20 protein-coding genes are annotated in these 25,461 nt (G+C 50.8%); 17 read left to right on the top strand and 3 right to left on the bottom strand.

Annotated features, from left to right (window positions below; all coding sequences use genetic code 11):
• Positions 1–62: 62 nt before the first annotated feature.
• The gene (locus BN1247_RS11735; RefSeq protein ID WP_054950553.1) at positions 63–1,772 is read left to right on the top strand and encodes a bifunctional metallophosphatase/5'-nucleotidase; all 1,710 of its coding nucleotides are present in this window, start codon (positions 63–65) and stop codon (positions 1,770–1,772) included.
• 342 nt (positions 1,773–2,114) lie between these two features.
• On the opposite strand, the gene BN1247_RS17220 is transcribed toward BN1247_RS11735, so the two are convergent.
• On the bottom strand, positions 2,115–3,284 hold the full coding sequence (locus tag BN1247_RS17220; RefSeq protein WP_074011141.1) for a superoxide dismutase: 1,170 nt from the start codon (positions 3,282–3,284) through the stop codon (positions 2,115–2,117).
• A gap of 212 nt (positions 3,285–3,496) precedes the next feature.
• Between BN1247_RS17220 and BN1247_RS11725 the strand changes: the two genes are divergently transcribed.
• The 6 genes from BN1247_RS11725 to BN1247_RS11705 all read left to right on the top strand — a co-directional run bounded on the left by BN1247_RS11725 (position 3,497) and on the right by BN1247_RS11705 (position 10,646).
• Complete coding sequence (locus tag BN1247_RS11725) at positions 3,497–5,353, top strand: type 2 periplasmic-binding domain-containing protein (RefSeq protein ID WP_147675240.1); 1,857 nt, start codon at positions 3,497–3,499, stop codon at positions 5,351–5,353.
• A 32-nt stretch (positions 5,354–5,385) separates the two neighbouring features.
• The gene (locus BN1247_RS18015; RefSeq protein ID WP_187119779.1) at positions 5,386–5,541 is read left to right on the top strand and encodes a hypothetical protein; all 156 of its coding nucleotides are present in this window, start codon (positions 5,386–5,388) and stop codon (positions 5,539–5,541) included.
• Positions 5,542–5,578: 37 nt separating this feature from the next.
• Entirely contained in the window at positions 5,579–6,667 is a 1,089-nt protein-coding gene (locus tag BN1247_RS11720) for an AI-2E family transporter (protein ID WP_054950551.1), read from the top strand.
• 197 nt (positions 6,668–6,864) lie between these two features.
• Entirely contained in the window at positions 6,865–8,184 is a 1,320-nt protein-coding gene (locus BN1247_RS11715; RefSeq protein WP_054950550.1) for a TrkH family potassium uptake protein, read from the top strand.
• A 188-nt stretch (positions 8,185–8,372) separates the two neighbouring features.
• Positions 8,373–8,942 carry a YueI family protein gene (locus tag BN1247_RS11710; protein ID WP_054950549.1) on the top strand — a complete coding sequence of 190 codons (570 nt, stop codon included), beginning with the start codon at positions 8,373–8,375 and terminating at the stop codon, positions 8,940–8,942.
• Between the two features lie 147 nt (positions 8,943–9,089).
• Positions 9,090–10,646, top strand: coding sequence for an acetate--CoA ligase (locus tag BN1247_RS11705; protein ID WP_054951629.1), 1,557 nt, complete (start codon positions 9,090–9,092; stop codon positions 10,644–10,646).
• Positions 10,647–10,782: 136 nt separating this feature from the next.
• Here BN1247_RS11705 and BN1247_RS11700 read toward each other — a convergent pair whose 3' ends face one another.
• Complete coding sequence (locus BN1247_RS11700; RefSeq protein WP_054950548.1) at positions 10,783–12,450, bottom strand: MDR family MFS transporter; 1,668 nt, start codon at positions 12,448–12,450, stop codon at positions 10,783–10,785.
• Between the two features lie 42 nt (positions 12,451–12,492).
• Complete coding sequence (locus tag BN1247_RS11695; protein ID WP_054950547.1) at positions 12,493–12,927, bottom strand: MarR family winged helix-turn-helix transcriptional regulator; 435 nt, start codon at positions 12,925–12,927, stop codon at positions 12,493–12,495.
• A 373-nt stretch (positions 12,928–13,300) separates the two neighbouring features.
• Between BN1247_RS11695 and BN1247_RS11690 the strand changes: the two genes are divergently transcribed.
• The 10 genes from BN1247_RS11690 to BN1247_RS11645 all read left to right on the top strand — a co-directional run bounded on the left by BN1247_RS11690 (position 13,301) and on the right by BN1247_RS11645 (position 25,453).
• Entirely contained in the window at positions 13,301–14,023 is a 723-nt protein-coding gene (locus BN1247_RS11690; protein WP_390622072.1) for an ABC transporter ATP-binding protein, read from the top strand.
• Complete coding sequence (locus BN1247_RS11685) at positions 13,998–15,950, top strand: ABC transporter permease (RefSeq protein ID WP_054950545.1); 1,953 nt, start codon at positions 13,998–14,000, stop codon at positions 15,948–15,950. Before BN1247_RS11690 ends, BN1247_RS11685 begins: the two co-directional genes overlap by 26 nt.
• Before the next feature lie 248 nt (positions 15,951–16,198).
• Positions 16,199–16,870 (top strand): response regulator transcription factor, encoded by a 672-nt coding sequence (locus tag BN1247_RS11680; protein WP_054950544.1) that lies wholly within the window; start codon positions 16,199–16,201, stop codon positions 16,868–16,870.
• Positions 16,867–18,216 carry a HAMP domain-containing sensor histidine kinase gene (locus BN1247_RS11675; RefSeq protein WP_054950543.1) on the top strand — a complete coding sequence of 450 codons (1,350 nt, stop codon included), beginning with the start codon at positions 16,867–16,869 and terminating at the stop codon, positions 18,214–18,216. Before BN1247_RS11680 ends, BN1247_RS11675 begins: the two co-directional genes overlap by 4 nt.
• Positions 18,217–18,547: 331 nt before the next feature.
• On the top strand, positions 18,548–18,748 hold the full coding sequence (gene copZ, locus BN1247_RS11670; RefSeq protein ID WP_054950542.1) for a copper chaperone CopZ: 201 nt from the start codon (positions 18,548–18,550) through the stop codon (positions 18,746–18,748).
• A gap of 224 nt (positions 18,749–18,972) precedes the next feature.
• Positions 18,973–21,384: a heavy metal translocating P-type ATPase gene (locus BN1247_RS11665; protein ID WP_261796041.1), complete on the top strand. Its 2,412-nt coding sequence runs from the start codon at positions 18,973–18,975 to the stop codon at positions 21,382–21,384.
• Positions 21,385–21,935: 551 nt separating this feature from the next.
• Positions 21,936–24,008 (top strand): BglG family transcription antiterminator, encoded by a 2,073-nt coding sequence (locus tag BN1247_RS11660; RefSeq protein WP_054950541.1) that lies wholly within the window; start codon positions 21,936–21,938, stop codon positions 24,006–24,008.
• Between the two features lie 15 nt (positions 24,009–24,023).
• Positions 24,024–24,674, top strand: coding sequence for an L-fuculose-phosphate aldolase (locus tag BN1247_RS11655; RefSeq protein WP_054950540.1), 651 nt, complete (start codon positions 24,024–24,026; stop codon positions 24,672–24,674).
• Between the two features lie 13 nt (positions 24,675–24,687).
• Entirely contained in the window at positions 24,688–25,155 is a 468-nt protein-coding gene (locus tag BN1247_RS11650) for a PTS sugar transporter subunit IIA (RefSeq protein ID WP_054950539.1), read from the top strand.
• A gap of 22 nt (positions 25,156–25,177) precedes the next feature.
• A complete protein-coding gene (locus tag BN1247_RS11645) occupies positions 25,178–25,453 on the top strand; it encodes a PTS sugar transporter subunit IIB (protein ID WP_054950538.1) in 276 nt (91 codons plus the stop codon).
• The last annotated feature ends 8 nt before the right edge of the window (positions 25,454–25,461 follow it).

Here is a 25,461-nt window from a genome sequence, read left to right as displayed (position 1 = left end):
AGGGTTGGAGATATGAAAAACTCCTACTTTACATCATATTTTTTAGGAAAAGGGAGATGGGAATGAAGAAGTTTGTTAGCTTGCTTTTAGTATGCGTCCTCTTATTCGCCGTCGGTTGTGCCGCCGACAGCGGGCAAGCTTCCGACGACAAAGAGCCTGCAAACACGGAACAAAATGCCGACAGCGGTAAGGAAGCGAAGGATAAAAAAGCGGATGAAAAAGCGAAAGACGAGAAAAGTGACGGCGAATGGCAACTGACAGTTCTTCATACGAACGACACACACGGGCATTTAGAAAACGTGCCGCGTCGCTTTACCGCAGTGAAAGAGATTAGAAAGGAAGTTGAAAACGCTATTCTCGTGGACGCGGGCGACGTGTTCTCCGGAACGCTTTATTTTACGAAGTTTTTCGGGTTAGCTGACCGTGACTTCATGGAAAAGCTCGGCTACGATGCGATGGTGCCCGGTAATCACGAATTTGATAAAGGACCGAAGAAATTTGCTGAGTTTGTCGACCAAGCCGGTTTTCCGCTCGTGAGCGCGAACATCGATTACAGCGCCGAACCGACGCTGAAAGACCTGTTCGTCGATGAAATTGCCGCACAAAAAGACGGTTACGGCGGGAAAATTTACCCGGCGGTCGTGTTAGATGTAAACGGGGAGAAAGTCGGCGTCCTCGGTTTGACGACCGAAGAAACAGTCACTCTCGCAAGCCCCGGGAAAAAGCTTAAGTTTAACAGTGTCGTAGAGGCCGCGCAACAAGCGGTTGCGAAGCTGGAAGAACAGGGTGTACATAAAATTATCGCCCTTACTCACCTCGGACATACCGAAGACCTCGCGCTAGCGGATGCGGTCGACGGCATCGACGTGATCGTCGGCGGCCACTCGCATACGAAAGTTGACGAACCGGTTGTCGTAGAAAAGGACAACGGTCCGACGGTCGTCGTGCAAGCGGACGAGTGGGGGAATTTCCTTGGTCGGCTCGATGTGACATTTGATAAAGACGGCAAGCTGACGAAGTGGAACGGGAAACTGATCGACATTAACGAGCAAGATAAAGACGAGAAGTTCGTGATTGCCGATGATGAGGAAGCCCAGGCAGCGCTCGACGAATACACGAAAGAACTGGAAAAGATGACGAAGCAAGTCGTCGGTAGAACCAAAGTCGACCTCGACGGCGAACGGGATCACGTCCGTACGCAAGAGACGAACCTTGCCAACTTAATCGCGGACAGTATCTTGTGGAAGGCGAAAGACCACGGTGCGACCCTCGCCATTCACAACGGCGGTAATGTGCGTGCCTCCATCTCGAAGGGCGACATTACATTAGGCGACATTCGCACAGTACAACCGTTTGAAAATATGCTAGTAACGGTTGAATTAACCGGGCAACAAGTGATGGATGCGTTAGAGCACGGCGTCTCGGAAGTGGAAGAAGGGCACGGCGGATTCCCGCAAGTTTCCGGAATGCGCTACGAATTCGATTCGAGTCAACCGGCTGGCGAACGATTGTTGAAGGTCGAAGTGAAAAAAGGGAAAACTTACGCGCCGATCGATCCGAAAGCGACATATGACGTCGTGACGAACTCGTTCTTGGCAGACGGGGGTGACGGTTACGACATGCTGAAAAAGGCGAAAGACGACGGCAAACTGAAAGAACTGTACTTCGTCGACTATGAAGTGTTTATGGAGTACTTAAAAGAAGTCGGTGAAGTGAACCCGCAAGTCGAAGGCCGCATCATCGACGTTTCCGCCGTCGAAAAAGCGAGCTAAGTGACATGACGTGTGGCACGTACGCCTATTCTAGCTATTAGGCAGAGGAACAGTTTGGCATAGCCCAATAGACATAGCTCAACAGGCATAGCTCAATGGGCGTCACTCAACAGGCATAACTTTATCTTAATTGGTGTAACTCAACGGGCATCACTTAATTTGCTCAACTAAGGAGCGTTCCACAACGCGTGTCTTCAGCCTAGCTGAACGACGTCGCCAATCGGGACGCTCCTATTCGTCGTTCGGGAACAAAGAATACTGTAGTAAACAACTTGTGTTGGTATAAGCTGTCGGTTTATACAATCGGTGTGCCTCAAGGTGTACCTAAAAAAACAGGGTCCGTTAAAAAGGTTGCCACCTGAGGCGCCGCGCCGTCTCGAAGCGGTCGTCGACGTTTTCCCAGTTGACGATGTTCCACCACGCTTTGATATAAGCGGCTCGGTCGCTTTTGTACTTTAGGTAGTACGCGTGTTCCCATACATCTAATACGAGTAAAGGAACGACGTCCTGCTGCGACAAGTTTTGGTGTTTTTCTGCCTGTAATATTTCGCAATGCTGTGCGCGCGGCACCCATACGAGCAGTGTCCAGCCCGACCCTTCCACCTTTTCGGCGGAAGCGGAAAAGTGTTTTTTAAACGGTTGAAAACCGCCAAAGGTGCGCGCAATTTCCGCTGCAATGGCTCCCGCCGGCTTCCTGCCACCAGCCGGGCTCATATTATTCCAGAAGATTGTGTGTAAATAATGTCCGGCGCCATTAAATGCCGCCTCGCGTTCCCAATGTTTTATAAGTGAAAAATCGCCGTTTTTGCGGGCGCGCGCCATTTCGATCTCCGCCTTATTCAGACCGTTCACATACGATTGGTGGTGTTTGTCGTGGTGTAAATGCATCGTCTCCTCATCGATGTAAGGCTCTAGCGCGTTGTACGCGTACGGAAGGGGAGGCAGCACGTGTTTTCCGAGAGGAACCGGGCGAAGGGCTGTCCCGTCGGCGTTAGATGCATCGCCTTTGCTCACGTCTCTTGTCGATGCTGCTCCGCCAGCGTCAGTCTCGGTGGATAAAGACTCCCTAATGCCGCCTGTATCTACCGACGCTACGCCCCTCGTGCGCTCAATATCGGAAGACGCTACACCTCTCGCAACCTCCTTCTGCTCCCCGAGTTGCTGGCTGTCGGGCAGTTTCGGCTGCGTCCTCTTATCCGTAAGCGGTCTTTTAGTCCGTAAAAAATCTTTAAGGCTATCCCGTAGCAGTTTCGCTCGTGACAATAATTGCGCGTTCATGTGAACGATGCGATCAGTAGCCCCTTCGCGCGATAGGGCGTGTCGCAAGTAAACGGCGCGCTGCAACAGGTGTTCGACGTCCCGCTGCCAGTCGCTAATTTTTTGCTCGTGCAAAGGAGTGTCTCCTTGCGCGATCGGGGCTCCCCGCTCAAAATAGGTGAGCATCGCTTGCTTGCGGTAACACCAGGTGATCAATTGCTCCAGTTGCCTTCCTACTACTGCCAGATCGTCCAAAAATGCCACCCTCCTCATGTTTACCATATATTTATGTCGGAACGCGGTAGCAATGAGTACGTATGCAGTAGGGACAGCATTTGGGACGGTAACCCGCGCGGCACAGTACGGTAACCCGCAGAAAAGTTATTTTGAAGTAGTAATCGTTTTAATTTTAAGGAATAAAATGCATGTTAGAGTACCGAATTGTGGGTGAGGGGGATCAAAAATTGGTGCAAAGATGGCTGGTGCTATGGCGGAAGTCTGCATTATTGTTGCAACGCGTCGTACCGAGACGCGGCGTACAGAAACGGATTGTGCAAAAACGGATCATGCTGAAGCGTATCGCTTCAGTGTCAGTGTCAGTTGCACTTGCGCTCACAACTGCTTGTACTTTTTTTTCGGGAAATTTTCCGGGAAATAAGGCGGCACCGCCGCTCGGGGTCGACCCGAACGATGTCGTCGACGACCATTCGCTGTACAAAATAAAAATACTGACATCAAATCGATATGATAAGCTAACGAACAGCGAGCAAACAGTGATTGGCAAAGCAATCAAACAGAAGTTTAATATCACTTTTGAATATATACCCGTTAACGGTAACTATCGCGACGCGTTAAAGGAAATGCTCCGCACAGGTGATTATCCGGAAATACTAATCGTCACTGGACAAGATTTGGTGAAAGAGTACATCGCTGCCGAAGCGGCACTACCGTTAGACGACTTGCTGAAAAGAATGCCGCATTTTCGAGAGCGGTACAGAGATGCCATACCGCTGTGGCGCCTTGCCGCGGACGACGACAACCTGTATAAATGGGAGTTCGGCGTGCCACAAGACGGACGGCGCGGGTGCAGTTGTCCCGAACTAGCGGTGCGGAGCGACATTTTGCAAGAGCAGGGGTGGCCCAAATTACTCAGTAGTGATGACTATATTAACTTTCTTGAAAAAGCATTAAGCAGGCACCCAGAGACGAACGGCAAACCGACGATCGGCATGGCCGTGCCCTTTGCCACACCTTTCGCGGGCACGCACCTCAGCTTAAGTCTGTTGGAACGCGGGGAGGCGTATACGTTAGTTGGCAACGGTGCTGTGATGTTTAATGTCCAGGCTGATCGTTTCGAAGACGCGTTACCGCACGCGTACACCAAAGAGTCGTTCCAGTTCTTTAACCGCTTAAACCGCGCAGGTATTTTGGACGGAAGCAGTTGGCACGATACGGCGCAAGACGTGTACAAAAAAGTAGCGAATGGGCAAGCGCTCAGTCTTCTTGCTGACAGTGAGACAATTAGCCGTGCTAACAGGCAGTTGATGCAAGACGAACGTACGCAGTTCACGTACGTGCGACTGCCGATTCAGACGAAAACACAAGTTAAACGCGGCGAAAAACAGCTTGTCAAAGTACAGGCGACACAGCCAGACCGCTCGGTCATCGTGACGAATAAAGCGCGCAACGTGGTGCGTCTTGCGCAATTGCTCGATTGGGCCGCTTCGGAAGAGGGACAATTGCTCTTACAGGCTGGAATTGAAGGAACACATTATGCAGCAAAAGATGGAGTAACAGGTAAAAAGAATAAAAAGGCCCGCGAAAGCGCCGCGAAGAGGGTACCGACGAAGGCGTTCGTCAAGAGTGTAGCAAGCAATCCGCATTATCTGGAGACACAAGGGTTCGGTTTGTTCAATTTTTTAGGGATCGACAACTCGGTTTCACTGCAAGAAAAAGAGCCGTATACGTTCATACACGAGGGAAAGGATAGCACCCTGCTTCTTTCCAGTAAGAGGGAAAAGGAAGTTTTTAAAGCGTTGCGGTGGAAGCACGCACGCGATTGGTGGGACAAAAACGGCGTGACCGCACCCGTGGACATCGCAATGGCGATCGCCGTCGATCCTAGTAGTAAACTAGGCAAGCTAGAGGAAAAAATGGTACAATTACATATCACTTATGCGGAGCAGTTAATTACCGCCGAAAGTGAGAAACAGTTCGAAAAGAGATGGCAAGAACTGCTCGATGAGTCTGCTGAACACGAGCGAGAGCGCCTCGCCGACGCATACAACGAATTGTACCGGGAGGCGCAAAAACGGATAAAATAGGTTGTAGTAGAAAGATGTCTTCTTTCCGCTGCATGTATGATTTTTTATTCCAATATAGGTATAATGGGGAAAGTATCAACGACGGTTTTGCGGCGTGCCGCACGGTTGCAGAAACTAAGGCGCGGCACGCCACCTACAGCATGGTGTGTGACGCGGTCGCGAGACGCTTCGTCGTCATCTACCAGTAGTAAGACTAGCTAATCGTCGGTGAAAGGTAGGGTGTGGATGGAACTAACTAAAGAGCGCTGGTTTCGAGCCTCCGTTGGCGTCATCTTATTTCTCGTCATCGTGTGGCTGCTTGCACAAGTACAATTTATTTTTACGCCGATCGTCTTGTTTATTCAAACGTTGTTTTTGCCGTTTTTAATTTCGGGCATTCTCTTTTACTTGTGTCGCCCGTTAATACAAGTACTAGAATCGTGGCGTGTGCCGCGTACGGCTGCGATTTTGCTTATCTTCTTGCTCATTATTTCGCTGTTGACCTTCATCGTACTAAAGATCGGCCCAATCGTGCAGCAACAATTCGTCAACTTGTACGACAATATTCCCGGCATGATTAAGGCGATCCAAGGCGGGCTCACGTTATTGGAGGAAAAAATGGACACCGTGCCGCCGTATGTACAGGAGACGGTAAACTATATCGGGGGACAACTAGAATCGATTTTCAAGCAGACCGGAGCCTTCGTGGGGAACTTTTTAAGTGGTTTGTTTGAATTAATGTTCGCGATAATCGTCGTACCCTTTATTCTTTTTTATTTGTTAAAAGACAGCGAAAAGTTCGTGCCACAAGTCGTGCGGTTGTTTCCCTCGAGCAAGGAAAAAGAAATTCGCGACGTACTTAGTGACATGGACAACGCTTTGGGCAGTTACATTCAAGGTCAACTGTTCGTTTCGATGTGTGTCGGCGTGCTGTTGTTCATCGGCTATATGATCATCGGTCTGGATTACGCCTTGTTGTTAGCTTTAATCGGGATGGTGCTTAACGTCATTCCGTTTTTGGGACCGTTTCTCGCGGGCGTACCGGCTGTCATCGTCGCTTTTTTCCAAGACCCGATGATGGTCGTGTGGGCGCTCATCGCGATGACGGTCGCCCAGCAAACGGAAAGCAACTTGATCTCGCCACAAGTGATCGGGCACAAGTTGAACATCCATCCGTTGATGATTATTTTGCTCATCCTCGTCGGGGGAAAAATCGCTGGCATTTTAGGGATGATTTTAATTGTCCCCTCCTACGCGGTTTTGAAAGTAATTGCCAAGCACAGTTCCCGCTTACTAGCCATTCGCCGCGCGGAGAAGGCGAATGGAGAAGTGTAAGGCGCACGGGAAAAATTCCCCAAGGAGGTTGGGCATATCGCCAGCAGTTGGGACATCAATGCGTTCAGTCGGAGTTTCATCCGGAAGAAACGCTCAACGCCCTTACGTCTGTAACAGCACGTATGGGCGTTTTTTTTATTTTGTCGTTTTGTGATAAAGTGAGATTTGGTATGATATAGGTCATGGAGGTAGACGCGATGAATTTTGCGCGAAGGTTGCGGCCTATTCAAGCAATTGCTGGCGGTTATGCCTTGCTTACCGTCGTTTCGGCCTTATTGTTATTCATGCCTTTTTCTCACCAACCTGGGCAATCCCTGGCCTTTATCGACGCCTTGTTCGTCTCCGCAAGTGCGATTAGCGTGACGGGATTGACGACGGTAAACGTATCGGAAACATTAAATTTAGCAGGGCAAATCATTTTGTTAGTGACGATCCAGCTCGGCGGTGTCGGGGTGATGACCTTAGGCACGATGATCTGGGTGTTTCTCGGAAAAAAAGTTGGCCTCCGCGGCCGGCTGTTGATCCAATTGGACCAAAACCAGACGACTTTGGCCGGACTCGTCAAGTTGATCCGCAACATTTTTGCGATTGTTCTCGTCATCGAAGCGATTGGCGCCGTCATTCTCGGCGTCTATTTCTTGCGCGAGTATGTGTGGTACGAAGCGCTCTATATGGGGTTGTTCCACGCAGTGACCGCTTTTACGCATGCAGGATTTGACTTGTTCGGGAACAGTTTATTGTCGTTTCGCTACGACTACGTGGTGAATTTGACCGTGATCGCGCTCATCTTTTGCGGAGCGGTCGGCTTTCCGGTGCTGATCGAGCTCATCAATTACCCGCGCGAGCGAAAACTTTCGCTGCACAGTAAAGTGTCCCTCACGATCTACTTGTTGCTGTGGGCGATTGGGACGCTATTTTTTTTCGCGGTGGAATACAATTACAGTTTGCAAAGTGATGCGTGGCACGAAAAAATACTCATTTCCTTGTTCCAATCGATCACGACGCGCAGTACCGGCCTATCTACGCTCGACGTGACCACGTTGCAGTTACCGACGTTACTGTTCATGTCGTTCAATATGTTTATCGGCGCTTCGCCTTCGAGTTGCGGGGGCGGCGTGCGGACGACGACGCTGGCGACAGTGTATCTCGCTGTAAAAAGTTATGCCAAAGGGACGAAGGAAGTGTCCGTGTTCGGGCGCGAGCTCGATCCGTTCGATGTGCGCAAAGCGTTTGTCGTCATGGTCTTCGGCGTTTCCCTCGTCATTTTTGCAACGCTCATATTGTCGATTACTGAGCCGTTCTCTTTGGAACTGCTGTTGTTTGAAATATCTTCGGCGTTCGGCACGTGTGGACTTTCCGTCGGGTTGTCTGAGCAACTGACTCATCTCGGAAAAACGGTGTTAATCGTGTTGATGCTCACGGGGCGGATCGGCTTCGGTACGATATTACTCGTCATGAGCGGGAACAATAAAAAAGTGTTGTTCCACTACCCGAAAGAGCGGATTATTATCGGTTGATACCGGAGCGAGGAGAGACGTAGAAAGTGCTGTTTTAGCCACAGATTGTGACATAGTCGTCGTGCTATACTTTAAGAGAGAGTGTCAAAGAACATGCGTAGTAAGGATGGGGGTCGGGGTTAGTTGCAAATGTGAATCGAAAAGTTATGAACGAGGTAGCTGAACATTTCTATTTAGGAGTGTGTGCGATGACCCGCCGCGAAGATGAGTTGCAACGTACGTTACAGGAAGGTATATACGGGACGCCGGAACTAAAACCGGAAGAGAAACGCCTTTATTTAGGTGAATTTCGGGAACGCGTCATCGCCGCCATTCGCTTTAAACAGTTGAGTGACAATTTTATAAAAGAGCAAGTGGAAGAGCAGTTGCAAATGTACGGTGTGAAAGTGATGAAATTTCATCACGACGTGCTGTATGAACAGATGAAAGATTACGTGACGCTGGCGGAACGGTACAAGGTTGCTTACACGACGGTCAACGACGCGGAGTATAAGCGCGAGTACGCAATCGTTTTGGCGAGCGATCACGCAGTCGACAAGGCAGATATTGTTTTAAAAACGGAGCGAGAACAGTTACTCGCCCGCGGCGTGCCGGAAGCGATTATCGACGCGGCAGGCGAAGACTTGTGCGACGACTGTCGTGCCATAGTTAGTGAAAAGGCGCCGGAAATTTTACGGCGGTACGGCGATCTAAACGTTTTAGAGCGCATCGTTGGCAAGCGGTGTGCGGCGTGCGACGCGACGGGGCGGCGGATGTAAGCGATGATTTTGGCGAAAAATTTTCCACAGTGAAACATGCGTTTTCTTGCAGGAACTTTTCCCTCCGATCGAGAATGAGTCACCGTATGCAAAAAGATAGGAGGGAAAGTTGTGGCATTTTATTTAAATATTCCAGAAAAGTACAACATGGCGGACGATATTGACCGCCACGCAGCTGATCCACAAAAAGTGGCGGTCGTCTGTGAAGACGCACAAGGAAACGTCGCTACATTGACGTATGCCGACCTAAAACGGCAATCGGACGAATTGGCGCGCGGGTTGCGGGCGACCGGCCTAGGACAAGGTAGTAAGATACTTATTATATTACCGCGCAGCGTGGATACATATGTCGTCTATTTAGCCGCGTTGAAGGCGGGATGCATCGTCATGCCCGGTTCGGAAATGTTGCAGAGCGGTGATATCGCCTACCGGGTGCAGCACGCGCAAGCGAGCGGGGCGATCGTGTACGCACCACTCGCCCCCCGCGTCGATGCAGTGCGCGAGCAATGCCCGCACTTAAAGCGCTTTATCTCCTTTGGCGGCAACGCCCACGGTTGGGTCGACCTTGCATCGGTGCAACAGTTGGGCAAAGAGCAGTCTGGACAACCGTTGCCACAGACGAACTGTGATGACATCGCCTTCATTTCATATACATCGGGTACGACGGGTGGCCCGAAAGGAGTTATTCATCACCACCAGTGGGCGATTCCGCATCGGCAAGTCGTCGGTGAAAAGTGGCTCGGCATAGCGGACGGCGACGTCGTGTGGGCGACGGCGGGACCGGGGTGGGCGAAGTGGGTGTGGAGTCCGTTTATCGCCACGCTCAGTCTCGGAGCGACAGCGTTCGTATACAGTGGTAAGTTCGCTGCGGAAACGTATTTGTCACTGATGCAAAAGCATGCCGTTAACGTACTCTGCTGTACACCGACCGAGTATCGGATGATGGCGAAAGTAGAAGGACTCGAACGATACGATTTGCAAGCGCTTAAACAAGCGGTCAGTGCGGGCGAGCCACTCAACCGCGAAGTGATCGACACGTTTCGGCGCTATTTTGACGTCGACGTGCGCGACGGCTACGGGCAGACGGAAAATTCGCTGCTCGTCGGTACGCTTGTCGGCATGACGATTAAGCCTGGGTCGATGGGCAAGCCGACGCCTGGCAACCGCGTGGCAATCGTCGACGAAGACGGACGAGTCGTGCCGCAAGGCGTGGTCGGCGACATTGCGGTGCACCGCGAGGCGCCGACTTTATTTAAAGGTTACTACGATGACGCCAAACGCACGGAATACGCGTTTCGCGGCGATTGGTATATAACAGGTGATCAGGCGCGCGCCGACGAGGAAGGGTACTATTGGTTTGAAGGGCGCGCGGACGACATCATTATTAGTTCCGGTTATACGATTGGGCCGTTTGAAGTCGAAGACGCCCTCGTGCGCCACTCGGCCGTGCGAGAGTGCGCCGTCGTCGCTAGTCCGGACGAAGTGCGCGGTACAATTGTGAAGGCGTTCGTCGTGTTGAAGCAGCCGGAAACCGCTAGTGACGAGTTAGTGCGCGAGTTACAAGATCACGTCAAACGGGTGACTGCTCCGTACAAATACCCGCGGGAAATCGAGTTCGTCGCCGATTTGCCGAAAACGACGAGTGGCAAAATTCGCCGCATCGCCTTACGGATGCAGGAGCGGGAACAAAAGACAGCTAAGTAGCCATCCAAGCTCACAAAGTGTCTATCGTCATACGGGTTCAAAAGTACTTAATCGATAAAAAGAGGGATTCTGCCGACACTTAATGTGTACGATCGAATCCCTTCCCGTGGATGCGATCAGCATGCTGTGTCGCATGTTAAGACGGTTGATTGACTTTTGACGTCTGTGCGGTGTTTCTTTTTTGCGCAGACTTGAGCGGGATTTCTTTTAGAAACAGCGTGACGACGAAGGCGACGGCGACGATGAGCGCCCCAGTTAAAAATACGCTGGACAGAGCGGACCCGAGCGCCTCGCGGACGACGGTAACAATGCTCGCGAACGCGTCTTGTAACGGTGGCGGCAGCGCGTGTTCAATTTCTGTCAATTTATCGGGATCCAACAGTGTTTGCGGATCTTGCAATGCCTGCAACTGGTCCATCACTTGCGGTTCTGAATCCAGCGGTGCGGTGCCACCGGCGTTACCGGCATCACCGGCTGGCGGTACCGTGCCGCCGGTAGGGATTGCTTCGCCCACCTTGCCAGCGACAGCACTCATTTCTGTCGCCATCCGCTGCGTGAGCACCGTTCCCATGACGGAAACGCCGATCGTGCCGCCTAACGAGCGGAACAGTTGTGACGAGGCGGTCGCTGTCCCTAAGACGCTGTGGTCGACGGCGTTTTGAATCGTGAGGGTAAACACGGGCATCCCGATCCCGATGCCGAACCCGACGACGACGATTGTGACAATAGCAAACGGGATCGACGCATTCGCACTCATGAACGACATCGCCACCATGCCGACGACGATGACGAACAGTCCGCCGAGGGCAAGTTTTTTGTACTTGCCAGTGCGCGCGATCAGTTGACCACTCAGTGCACTGCCGATCATTAAGCTAAACGTCATCGGCATCGTCACGAGGCCGGAACTCGTCGCCGACGTTCCGAGTACGCCTTGCACGAAGAAAGGCATGAACATAATCGCGCCAAACATGCCCGCTCCCATCGTTAAGCTGGCGAGGTTGGAAATGACAAACACACTGTTTTTAAACAGGGTGAGCGGAATGACAGGGTTTTTTACTTTGCTTTCAATGAGGATGAACGCGGTGAGTGCAAGAACAGCACTGGCAAACAATCCGCTAATTTGTGGCGATGTCCACGCGTATTCTTTTCCCGCCCACGAAAAGGCGAGTAAAAGCGGCACGACCGTTAGTGTTAAGAACAGCGAGCCGAAGTAATCGATCGGGTTGCGATTTTCTTGTTCGACTGATGGAAACAACAGCCAAATCAGTGCAAGAGCGACGAGACCGAAAGGTAGGAAGATCCAAAACACCCAATGCCATTCGAGATGGTCGACAATGTACCCGCCGAGCGTCGGTCCGAACGCACTGGACAGCCCGAACAAAGCGGTCATATACCCTTGCCAACGCGCCCGTTCGCGCGGGGCGTACAAGTCGCCGATCGCCGTAAAAGCGGTCGACATAATCATTCCGCCACCAAACCCTTGAATGCCGCGGAAAACGATCAAATGTACAATTGTGCTAGATAATCCTGATAAAAAGGAGCCCAAACTAAAAATGAGGATACCCGCGATGATAAACGGTTTGCGCCCAAACATATCCGACAGTTTCCCGACCAAAATCGCGGTAATGCTCGAGGTGAGCATGTAAATCGTAAACACCCACGTGTAATAATCCATCCCGCCGAGTTTGGAAATAATGCGCGGCAACGCCGTGCCGACGATCGTCTGGTTAATCGAAGCGAACAACATCGTCGCCATAATGGCGATCATGACGGTTACTTTTTTTCTTTGGTCTAATTCTCCCATACATACACCTCTGCTTCCTTTAATCCATGTTTTCAATGAGGCTTATTTTAGTGCATCCTCAATGTTTTGGAGGATTTTTTTGTACACGAGCAACATGTGATGTAACTCTTTATCTGTCAGCCCGTCGATAATTGCTGCTTTCATCTTTTCCCGCTGCTCGCGAACGTGGGTCAACATATCTTTCCCTTTGTCTGTAATCTCTAAGTAGACGATGCGTCGATCGTTTTCGGCGCGTCGCCTCGTGGCCAAACCTTCCGCTATTAATTTATCGGCGAGACCGGTGACACCGCCCGCCGTCATCCCGAGCATTTTTGCTAGGTCTGACGTTTTTTGAGGTCCTTCTCGGTCGAGTTGCGCCAAAATGCGCGCGTGTGACCCCGATATTTTAATACCCGTTCTGTGCCACAGCATCGATAATTTCTTACTGACCTGTTTGAACACATCTTCCAACTGTAATAAATCGTCGTTGCGATTCAAGGTGCTCCTCCTCTTAAATAATGTACCGTTACATTCGCTTGCCAAAGTACTTTAGCACTAAACCTTTAAGTAGTATATATTTCGTGAAGGGAATATGTCAAGGAGAAACTTCTGAACACGCGAATGGTGCGTCAAAAGCGTGCCAAACAACTTAAGGTTAACTTAAGGTGTGATTTAAGGCGTATTAAGGATAGGCGCTTAGAATGAAAGTAATTCTACAGGAAGGAAAACGCACAGCTGAACCGCGGTCTGACGAATGTCATCATCGGTCGTAGGCGGCGGAAGGGAAGAACAAAACAGGGGAGTAGAGACGATGAAGACAGTGTTACGAGCGAAAGATATTACCAAAATTTACGGCCTTAAAGAGGGCGGTATGACTTACAAAGCATTAGACAAGTTTTCGCTGGCGATTGACGAAGGGGAATTCGTCGGGGTGATGGGGCCTTCCGGCAGCGGGAAAACGACGCTTCTCAACATATTAGCGACGATCGACCAACCGACGTCGGGAGAACTACACATAAACGGTGTCAATCCGAACGATTTGAAAAACCGCGACCTCGCCTTGTTCCGGCGGCGACAGCTAGGGTTTATTTTCCAAGACTTTAACTTACTCGACACGTTGACGTTAAAAGAAAACATCATTTTGCCCCTCGTGCTCGACAAAGCGGGCGCGAAGGCGATTGAGGCGCGCGTGCACGACATTGCTTCGCTCCTCAATATTGAACACTTACTCGACAAGCGTACGTACGAAGTATCGGGTGGGCAGCAACAGCGGGCCGCGGCGGCGCGCGCCCTCATTCACGACCCGGCTATTTTGCTCGCTGACGAGCCGACCGGTAACCTCGATTCGAAAGCGGCGAACAACTTAATGCAGTCGCTCGCGCAGTTAAACGAACAAAAAGGGTCGACGATTATGATGGTGACACACGACCCGTTTGCCGCGAGCTTTTGCGAGCGGATCGTCTTTATTAAAGACGGCCAGTACACCGAAGAGTTGCGGAGACGTTCAGACCGAAACGTCTTTTTACAACATATATTAGACGCCTTGTCGCGATTAGGGGGGACTAGCGATGACGTTTCCGCAGCTCGCCTTTAAAAACGTACGCGGTGACTGGCACAAGTATGCCGCCTACTATTTAAGTAGTGCCTTTACCGTCTTAATTTTTTTCGTGTATGCCGCCTTTATTTTTCACCCAGACGTCGTAGACGGAAAATATCACCCCGCGTTGCGCAACGGGCTGATCGTGTGTGAAGTCATTATCGTCATTTTCGCTTTCTTCTTTACGCTTTACTCCGTTTCGGCCTTTCTAAAGACGCGGCAAAAGTCCTTCGGCCTGTTCACGTTAATGGGCATGACGCAAGGACAGCTGTACAAACTCGTTTTTTACGAGACGGCCATTATTTCCCTGCTGGCGATCGGATCAGGCATCGGGGCGGGGTTGTTAGTGACGAAAGGCTTTTTTGAACTAATCGAGTCATCGCTTGATTTAGTCGATCCGCTGCCGTTCGTCATCGCGTCAAAAGCGATCTGGATTACCGTTGTCGGCTTTCTCGTGCTGTTTACGTTACTTACAGCGTTCGCCTTACTTCACGTCGGTCGCAGTCAAATTATCGATATGATCAAAGCGGCACGGCGTCCGAAGAAGCCGCCGCTGACATCGAAATGGCTCGTTGTCGTCGCCGTCCTTTGCCTCGCTGCTGGCTACGGCTTGGCATGGGTGTCGGGATCGATGATCGTGTTCACGATGTTCCCCATCCTCATCTTGACCGTGATCGGGACGTACTTTTTGTTTACCCAAGGCAGCGTGGCGATTTTGCGTGCTATCCAAAAAAGTCGCCGCTACTATTACAGAGGTACACATATGCTTAGCGTGTCGCAACTCGTGTTTAAATTGAAAGATAACGCCCGCGTGTTATTTACGGTGGCGATTTTGTCAGCAGTCGTGTTGACGGCGACGGGTGTCCTCTACTCGTTTTACGAAGGGAGTATGGCGGGCATTAAACAAAATACGCCGTACACGATCGGTTTTACGGAACGCGGCGTGACGAAAGATGGGGCGAAACATAAAGTCATCGCACCGCAAGAAGTCGAAAAAATATTGCGCGACCACGAGGTGACCGTGACAGAACACGTGCAAGTCACCGGTCTCGCGGGGGACGTCGTAGAACAGAGTGCTAAAAGTGAAGGGGACGTGGAGCCGTCCTTCGCGATGGTCATCCCGAACCGCACGTACAATAAATTGGTGGCGCACATTAAGGAAGACAAGCTACAAATTGCATCCGGACATGCGGTATGGATTAATCCGTATGTAGGGCAAGGGCAAATGGGTGTAAGTCAGGACGATTTGCTAGGTGCTTATGAGGTGCAAGTAGGCAGGCGACCGTTGCAGCTTAAGGTGGACGACGTGCGAGACAAGGCGGTTCTCAACGTCGATGGGCGCACCACAAATATGCTCGTCGTGAGCGATGCCGACTACGATCAGCTTGCGCAAGGCGCGCCGCAGAAACGACACATCGCGTTTTACGGTTACGAGTTGCAAAATTGGCAACAGGCAGGAGTAGCCGTGGAAAAAATCGAGCAGCGCATTCCGGAGAAACAACAGGAGTTTTTTCAATCGCGCATTGAACCTTATGTGATGGCGAAACAAATCTTTTCGCTGACTTTCTTCATCGGTGCCTTTGTCAGTGTGCTCTTTTTCATTGCTGCAGGCAGTATGTTGTACTTTAAACTGTTTACCGAATTACAGGAGGACCAAGCGCAGTTTAAGGCGCTCCGGCGGATTGGCCTCACGAAGCGAGAAGTGCGTAAAATTGCGACGACACAAGTCGGGCTCATCTTCTTCCTCCCGTTTCTCGTCGGGGTCGTGCACGCCGGCTTCGCCATGAAAATATTGCGTGACTTATTAGGTGACATGGTGTGGGGGTATGCAGCGGTCGTCGTCGGTGTTTATTTCGTGTTACAGTGCTTTTACTTCTTGTTGAGCCGCAGCGGCTATTTGCGACAGATGACGAAAGGTTATTAACATGTTGGCAACGTGGCAACGAGTCGCCGCCGGTAGCGAGCTAGACAAAAGCGACTGCCATAGCATGCCAAGTGGTTATACAGGCGGTTTGCCTCTACCGGACACATACCATACAATAAAAAATGACGGCAGGCGGGAAACCGGATCAACATTCGCGACACGGTGCCGCCTGCCTTTTTTTGTGGTATACGCTGTCGATTGTAGAGCGAATGGCGGTTACAATACACAAGGATCGCGAGGGAAGTGACATGAAGCGCATTTTATATATCGAAGACGAACTGGAGATTGGCGAGTGGGTGCATCGCGATTTAAGCCAACGCGGTTACGACGTGAAGTGGTTGACGCGGGGCGATGAGGCACACCGCTACATGGACGGGGTAGACCTCGTCATTTTAGACGTCATGTTGCCGGGGTTGGACGGCTTTACCGTCGGACAACGACTGAAGCAGCAAGTTGCCGACGTGCCGATTTTAATGCTGTCTGCGCGCACGGCGGTAGAAGATAAATTAGAAGGGCTGTCGTTTGCGGACGACTATTTGACGAAGCCGTTTCATCCGGACGAACTGGCGGCACGAGTCGACGTGCTGTTGCGCCGCTTCGGGGAGGCGGGTGACCAGCCGGTACAGTTACAGCATTTGGACATTTATTTGCGCGAAAACCGCGTCGTCGACCGCGAAACAGGAGAAGAAGTGACGCTGACGGGAAAAGAATACAAGTTACTCAGCTATTTTCTCCGTCACATCAACCAAATATTGACGAAAGAACAGCTGTATGAAGCGGTGTGGGACGAACCGTTCGTTGGTGGGGACAATACGATCATGGTGCACATCCGCCACTTGCGCAAAAAAATTGAGCGCAATCCGAGTCAGCCGACAGTAATCCAGACGATTCGCGGCCTCGGTTACCGGATCAAACGATGAAGTTTCGCTACTCGCTACTGGTCAAGTATTTAGGAATTGTGGGTCTTTACTTCGTTCTCGTCCCAATCGCGCTCTTACTCGTTAACATCGCCTATTACCCGCAGGACGAATGGCAGGCAGCCAAATATACGACCGATGAGATCGAGGAACAGTGGCACGCGACTGCGAAAAAAATGGCCCCTTTATCCTCTAAACAAAAAATACAGTTGTTAACTAAGCTGAAGCGCCAGTACCCTGAGGCGACTCTTTTTTGGGTCGACGCCCGAGGAAAGACGCGCTTCCAGTTGCCGGAAGATGCTTCCGTGCGCAAAACGTGGAATACATCGGCAACAGTTGAATTTATGAAAAAAAGTTATGACGCTGACCCTTTCACGGTTGTCGCCTTGCTCGGTGAAACAGGAGCGGACGGCTTTATTGCGATCCAAATGCCGCGCACGTATACCGAGGTGAAGTATGACGGTAATACCACCTTTTCGTTCGCTTGGCTCTTTTTTCTTAATTTCGGCGTCGTCATCGGTTTGTTCTTATTTTTGTCGTGGCTCTTTTTCTTTCGCTTACGGAGGCGGTTGCTCAAGTTGCAAGCGGCGATGCACACCGCGGAGCAGACAGGCGCTTTTATGACCGTCGCGGTGTCGGGGAAAGACGAAATTGCCGAGTTGGAGTATTCGTTCAACCGCATGGCGGTCGAATTAGAGGAGAGTAAAGTGCGGGAACAGCAGGAAGAACAGTTGCGCCGTGAATTGATTGCCAATTTGTCCCACGATTTACGTACACCGCTCACCGTGCTGCGCGGTCACGCCTATGCACTTAAACAGGAACAGCTGTCGGAGGAGGGAAAGCATTCGCTCGTCGTGATCGACGATAAGATCGACTACCTCGGACAACTGATCGACAACTTGCTGTCGTTGTCGCTACTGACGGCAGGAAAATTTCCGTATCACCCGCAGCCGACCGACGTCATTGCTTTACTACGGAAAATTGTCGCCTCGTGGTATCCGGTCCTCGAAGAGGACGGTTTCGAAGTCGACGTGCAGCTCCCGGACGAGTCACTTACGTGGGAAGTTGACCCGCAATGGTTCGAGCGCATTTGGAACAACTTGTTGCAAAACGTCGTTCGCTATGCACAAAAAGGGAAATACGTCGGAATTTCCTTGCATGCGAACGAGCGAGAAACGTGTCTGTTGCTCGAAGATCGCGGACCGGGGATCAAGCGAGGCAGTGCGTCGAAAGGGGCGGGCATCGGTCTCTCGATCGTGACGTTAATGACGCAGGAGATGGCCATTGATTGGCACATCGAAAGCAGCGAAACAGGTACGCGATGTCTTTTGTGCAAAAGGGTACAGTAACAGTAACATGCACGGTGAGCTCGTCACGATGCGGCGGTACCACATAAGGGGACTCGCGACGCCCTCATAGTACAGGTCGCGATGATCGAAGGCTATCAAGAGGTGGGATCGCGCCTGTAAAACTGGTGCGAAAGGTCAGTAGCAATATAGGTAGTGACAATCTGGTGCCAGTGGTGCGGGGAATATTGCGATCCCGTCCCAGAACGTATTAAAATAAATGTGTATACCCCTTTACATACTATAGGGGGGTATTGTATTATTGAGTTGGAGTTGCTGTTAAGGACATTTTTTTTATAATTGATGGACAAAAAATGTGAGGTGGGACGTGACGATGACGAACGATACATTACGTGTCGAAGGGATGTCTTGTAACCACTGTGTGAAAGCGGTGGAAGGCGCACTCAAGGCAATCGACGTACGAGCAAAGGTCGATCTGGCGCAAAAGACAGTCGCCGTGTCGTACGATGAAAACAGTGTGACACTGGCGCAAATTAAAGAAGCGATTGAAGAACAAGGGTACGATGTCGTTTAACGCGTAACAGTGCCATGCGCTTATCATGACGTCGTACGTGTACGCGCTGAGCCTGTACGCCCTGGAAACGACGTCCGACTGTTTGTAACGTGCACACAGTAAAGAGCGGGCGCTGGAGTGAGCTTGCTGGAGTGAGCTTGAGCTTGGGAAGTAAAAGCCCCGCGAGCGGCCAAGTGGGGATGTGCAGGCTTGCAACGTACGTATAGCGAAGGGGGGCGTTTCTAGTGGCAGCCAAACAGACGACGATTCAAATTACGGGCATGACGTGTGCCGCTTGCGCCAATCGCATCGAAAAAGGGTTGAACAAACTCGAAGGTGTAAACGAGGCGACGGTGAATTTGGCGTTGGAGCGCGCGTCCGTGTCCTTCGATAGCGATAAAATGAGTGTGCAGCAACTGGAAGACAAAATTTCCAACCTCGGTTACGGGACGGTCAAAGACGCCGCGGAGTTGCAATTGCACGGGATGACGTGTGCGGCCTGTGCAAACCGCATTGAAAAAGGGCTCAACCGACTGCCTGGCGTTGCCCATGCCACGGTCAATTTTGCCCTGGAGACGGCCCGCGTTGAATATAACCCCGCCGAAGTGACTGTCGGTGAGCTGACGAAGAAAGTAGCTGCGCTCGGTTATGAGGCGGAAGTGAAAGGCGATGCCGGGGAAGCGACAGACCACCGGGAGCTGGACATCCAAAGACAGCAGCGCAAATTTATCGTCGCTGCCATTTTGTCGTTCCCGCTCTTGTGGACGATGGTCGGCCACTTCTCGTGGACCTCCTTTATTTGGTTACCAGATCTGTTTATGAATCCGTGGTTCCAGCTCGCCCTCGCGACGCCGGTGCAGTTTATTGTCGGCAGGCAGTTTTATGTCGGTGCGTATAAAGCGTTGCGCAACAAAAGTGCCAACATGGACGTCCTCGTGGCCCTAGGCACGTCTGCGGCATATTTTTACAGTTTGTATTTGACGCTTGTCGCACTCGCCGAGGGAACGACAGCACATATTGACTTATATTACGAGACGAGTGCCATCCTCATTACGCTCATCTTACTGGGAAAACTGTTCGAAGCGCGGGCGAAAGGGCGTTCCTCGGAAGCGATTAAAACGTTAATGAGTCTCGGCGCGAAGACGGCGCTCGTCGTCCGCAACGGGGAAGAGAAGAACGTTCCAGTCGCCGAAGTCGTCACTGGTGATACGGTCATCGTCAAGCCGGGAGAGAAAGTTCCAGTCGACGGAGAGGTTATCGCTGGCAGTTCCGCTATTGACGAATCGATGCTGACCGGGGAAAGTATCCCTGTGGAGAAAGGTGTCGGGGACGCCGTCGTCGGCGCGACGATCAACAAACACGGTCGCTTGACGATTCAGGCGACGAAAGTAGGAAAAGAGACGGCGCTCGCACAAATTATTAAAGTTGTGGAAGAAGCACAAGGTTCAAAGGCACCGATTCAACGTATCGCCGACCGCATTTCCGGTATTTTCGTACCGATTGTCGTCGGCATCGCGGTCGTCACCTTTTTCATTTGGTACTTGGCCGTCGCCCCGGGGCAGTTTGCGGAGGCGCTGGAGAAGGGGATTGCCGTCCTCGTCATCGCCTGTCCGTGTGCGTTAGGGTTGGCTACACCGACGTCGATTATGGCCGGGTCAGGTCGCGCGGCGGAAATGGGTGTATTGTTCAAAGGCGGCGAGCACTTGGAAACGACGGGACATATTGAGACGGTCGTCCTCGACAAAACGGGCACGATTACCGAAGGTAAACCACAACTGACTGATGTGTACCCAGCTGACGGTTTTGCGGAGAAAGAGTTGCTCCAGTTGGTCGGTGGAGCTGAGGAAGGTTCCGAGCACCCGCTCGCCCAAGCGATCGTGACTGGCATTCGCGCGCGGGATATTGCCATTCCGGACACGGAACAGTTCGAAGCAATACCTGGGTACGGTGTATGGGCGACAGTTGGCGGGAAAGACGTGCTCATCGGCACGCGCCGATTGATGGAGAAACACGGTGTCAAAGTGGCACACGTACAAGAGTCGATGCACGACCTTGAAGAAAAAGGGAAGACGGCCATGTTAGTCGCGGTTGACGGTACGTACGCCGGTCTCATCGCTGTCGCTGACACGGTGAAAGACACATCGCGCGCGGCAATCGCCAGGTTAAAACAGCTCGGCTTAGAGGTCGTCATGATTACGGGCGACAATGTGCGTACCGCAGAAGCGATTGCGGCCGAAGTCGGCATCGCGCACGTATTGGCGGAAGTGTTGCCGGAGGGCAAGGCGCAAGAAGTGCAAAACCTGCAGCACAGCGGGAAGAAAGTGGCTATGGTCGGAGACGGCATTAACGACGCGCCGGCACTCGCTACTGCCGATATTGGAATGGCGATCGGTACCGGCACCGATGTAGCGATGGAAGCAGCTGACATTACGCTCATGCGCGGCGATTTACACAGCATTGCTGACGCGATCGAAATGAGTCATAAGACGATGCGCAACATCAAGCAAAACTTATTTTGGGCGTTCGGCTACAACAGTGTCGGTATTCCGATCGCCGCAATCGGCTTGCTCGCACCGTGGGTCGCAGGGGCAGCGATGGCGTTAAGCTCGGTATCGGTCGTGCTCAACGCGTTGCGATTGCAAAAGGTGAAGCTTTAAGACAAATATAAGAGACGTAGATGAAAGGCGGAATTAATTGCTGTCGGCGTGGCTGACGGCATAACACTTACTTCGAGCGACATCCCGTAGTAAGTGTTTTTTATTATTATTGATTTCCAGGTTTGCCTCCATCATTTTTTTTGGTGTATAATAGGCGATGTCTTCCCCTAACCAACGATAAAATAATATACATATAAATATAAATTATATGTAATACATTTCGTGTATCTTATACCGCGGCTAACCGAGTGTATCATCCACTTTCCGCGTTTACTGCCTTTCCGAATGTCCTGCTCCCGGCAGCCGCATTTTCTTTACACCTCATATTTTATAAGGATACTCAATGTATTCCAATCACATTCCAATCATATTCCAAACGTATATGTTAAACGGATCGGCCACAAACTAACTCATCCCAATGATGGACAACAATACTGCTGTTCGTTTGTCCATCACTGTGATGTACAATTGTAATTACATTAATTAAAACCAATTAGTATAGAAATTACAATTACGGTGGTTTAACATAGAAGTACAAGGAAGTGATTAAGATGCATCTAGACAATCGCTGTGACACCTTGTTAAAACAGATTTTACTCACACCAACTATGAAAAGCTCTGAGCTTGAAAAGAAGTTTAACTTGACGCGGCGCCAAGTTGCATATAGTCTTCAAAAAATTAACAACTGGTTACAGTTTAACGGTCTGCCGAATATTGAGAGGACGCGAAGTGGGCATTTCGTCATCGATCCGTACTTGTATGAGAAATTTCCCGACTACCGCGATACAACATCGATGCAGACGTATGTGCCATCTAAGGAGGAGCGGGCGAACCTCATTACCCTCATCTTGCTTACGCGGCAAGAAGAAGTGGCGCTTATTCACTTTACGTCTGCATTAGACGTCAGTAAAAACACTGTGTTGCAAGATATTAAGATCGCCGAGAAGACGGCGGAAACTTACGGGACAACGCTTCTTTATATGCGGAGTAAAGGTTACTTCATCGATGGATGCGAGTTTGACAAGCGCCGCTTACTCATTGACAGCGTAAGAGCTACCCTCGCCATGCCGGGTGGCGGGGAGTGGGTCGAGCGAGTCGCGGACATCTCTAGAGAAAGCCTTTTCGCCTTACGCGACAAGTTTGAAAAAGTGGAAGCGTACTTGCAACGACGCTTCACCGATGAACGGCTGAATGAATTACCGTATTTGCTCAGTGCGACTTTTCGCCGTATTAAGATGGGGAAAATTGTGGAGGACTTCCACATAAATTATCGCGATCTCTCCAATACTAGAGAGTATCAAATCGCCGAGGAGTTGTTTTCCGACGAAGAAAGTTTGCCGGAGCAGGAGCGCTTATTTATAACGCTACAACTACTTGCGACGAATGTGTCGTCGTCAGTGTTGCTGACCGACGACGACATTCCGAACTTGGTGAATGCACTGCATCGCATGTTGTACGCGTTTGAAAGCATGGCTTGCGTGCAGCTAAAAGACAAAGAGCAGTTGATCGATAAGTTACTGTTGCACGTCAAGCCGGCGTATTACCGGATGAAGTACAACTTACAATTGGACAACCCGCTAACTGAAATGATTGAAAACGAATACGGTGAGTTGCACCACTTGGTGACACGTGCCTCCGAGCCACTCGCCGAGTTAGTCGGACAGCGCATCCCGAACGGGGAATTGGCGTACTTGACGATGTTAATTGGCGGTTGGCTGTCACGGCAAGGCGATCAGTTGCAAAAGAGGAAAAGGGCCATCGTCGTCTGTCCGAACGGAGTGTCTGTCTCCAAACTGCTTTATTCGCGATTAAAAAGTTTGTTTCCCGATTTGCTGTTTCTCGACAACGTTTCGGTGCGGGAATTTTACGATTGTCCGTTAGACTTCGACGTCGTTTTTTCGACAACGTTGTTGGAAACTGACAAAAAGCTATTTCTCGTCAAGCCGTTCTTTACGGAAAAGGAACAACAAGCGTTTAAAAATATGGTGGAAAAAGAGCTATTCGGCTTTAGTAAAACTCGGATTGACATTGCGCGAATCGTCGACATCGTCGCCGCCCATGCGCGCGACGTTCAGCGGGGGCCGCTAGTTCGGGCGTTAGACGACTATTTTTCCCAATTGGACGCCAATGCGTATACGGTTGGGGAACACAGCCGCAAACCGCCGTTGTCAGAAGTACTGCCGATTAACAACATCGTGCGTCGCGACCGCGTCGCTTCCTGGCAAGACGGTGTGCGCCTCGCAGCGAAGCCGTTACTAAAGCGAGGCGATATTGAACCGAGCTACGTGGAGAAGTCGATTGCCATGGTTGACGAAGCGGAACCGTACATCGTCATTGCGCCGTTGGTAGCGATCCCGCACGCTGGGCCGGAAGACGGTGTAAATAGGCTGGCGATGAGTATGCTCCGCTTGGCACAAAGCGTGAAGCTCGGCGCATACTCCGTCCAACTGATCGTCTGTCTCGCGTCACCTGATCGACAGTCCCATTTAAAGGCGCTCATGCAGTTCAACAACATGATCGCCGAACCGCGTAACGTGGAACGACTGATTCGCGCGAAGGACGACAGTGAAATTGCTTCTATGATCGAACATTACTCAACAGAACAATTTGCCCAACTACTTTAACGAGGTGAGGACAACGTGTTAATGCAAGAACAACGAGAGACGATCGTTCACTACGGTAAAAAATTGCTTTCGAGTGGCTTGACGGTAGGGACTGGTGGCAACTTGAGTTACTATGATCCGGCGCAAGGTTTCATGGCAATTACGCCTTCCGGCATCGATTATTTAGAAATGGTACCGGAAGATGTCGTCGTCGCCGACTTGCAAGGGAACATTGTCGACGGGAAGTTGAAACCGTCGAGTGAGTTCGAGATGCATGCGATCGTGTACCGCAACCGCGACGATGTGACGGGCATGGTTCACGCGCATCCATTCTACAGCACGACGATTTCCTGTCTTCGCCAGCCGCTACCGGCGATCGATTACCTCGTCGCCCATTCCGGAGACAAAGAAGTGCGCTGTGCGGAATATGCGACGTACGGCACGAAACAGTTAGCAGAAAACGCGTTAAAGGCGCTAGGCTCGTCGCAGGCTGTGCTCCTCGCTAACCACGGCTTCAACGTCGTCGGCAAAGATTTACACGAAGCGTTTGCTGTTGCCGAACAGATCGAGTTTTGTGCGCGCTTGTACTGGCAAGCGAAAGCGATTGGCGAACCTGTCATTTTACCAGACGAAGAAATGAAAATGATGGTGAAGCGCTTTGAGGGATACGGGCAAATTAGAAAGTAAGAGGCGAAATAAAATGGATACCTTCAGTGAAATGTTTCAACGAGATTTAATCATCTTAGACGGCAATTACGGCGATCGAGAAGAGTTATTCGATAAAGTTGTCACTTTTTTACAGGAAAAAGGTTACGTGAAAGAGACGTTTAAGGAAGCGATCAAGACGCGGGAAGGGAACTATCCGACGGGCCTCAGGACAGCGCCGTTCCACGTAGCGATCCCACACACTGATCCAGAACACATTAACAAGCCTTTTATCGTGTTCATTCGGCCTTTGCAACAGATACAGTTCATGGAGATGGGAACGGACGACCAATATGTGCAAGCAGAACTCGTCTTTATGCTCGGCTTGCAACGGTCCGAGAAACAAACGGCTCTACTGCAAAAGCTCATTGACATGTTCATGCAAGAAGAGGCGATGAACTTCTTGATGAACGAAAACGATCCGGTGAATATCCTTGCTTTTTTAAAGAAGAATATAAAATAATTCCGTAATGGAGGAATGAAAGATGAAACGAGTTATTGTCGCCTGTGGTTCTGGAGTCGCAACGTCGCAAACGGTCGCGTCTAAGGTAAAGAGTTTATTGAAAGATCGCGGCATTAACGCTGATGTCGAAGCGGTCGACATCAAGTCGCTCGATACGCACATTAAAAGCTGTGCGTGTTACATCGCGATTACGAAGCCGAAAAAAGAGTACCCGGTACCAGTTATTAACGGGATCGCCTTTTTGACCGGCATGGGTATGGAACAAGAATTAGAAAAAGTGATTAACGCGCTGCGCTAAGCGGTGCG

The organism is Numidum massiliense, assembly GCF_001375555.1.
Lineage (GTDB): Bacteria > Bacillota > Bacilli > Thermoactinomycetales > Novibacillaceae > Numidum > Numidum massiliense.
The sequence above is the reverse complement of the archived record's forward strand: the minus strand, read 5'-3'. Positions and strand labels throughout refer to the sequence as shown.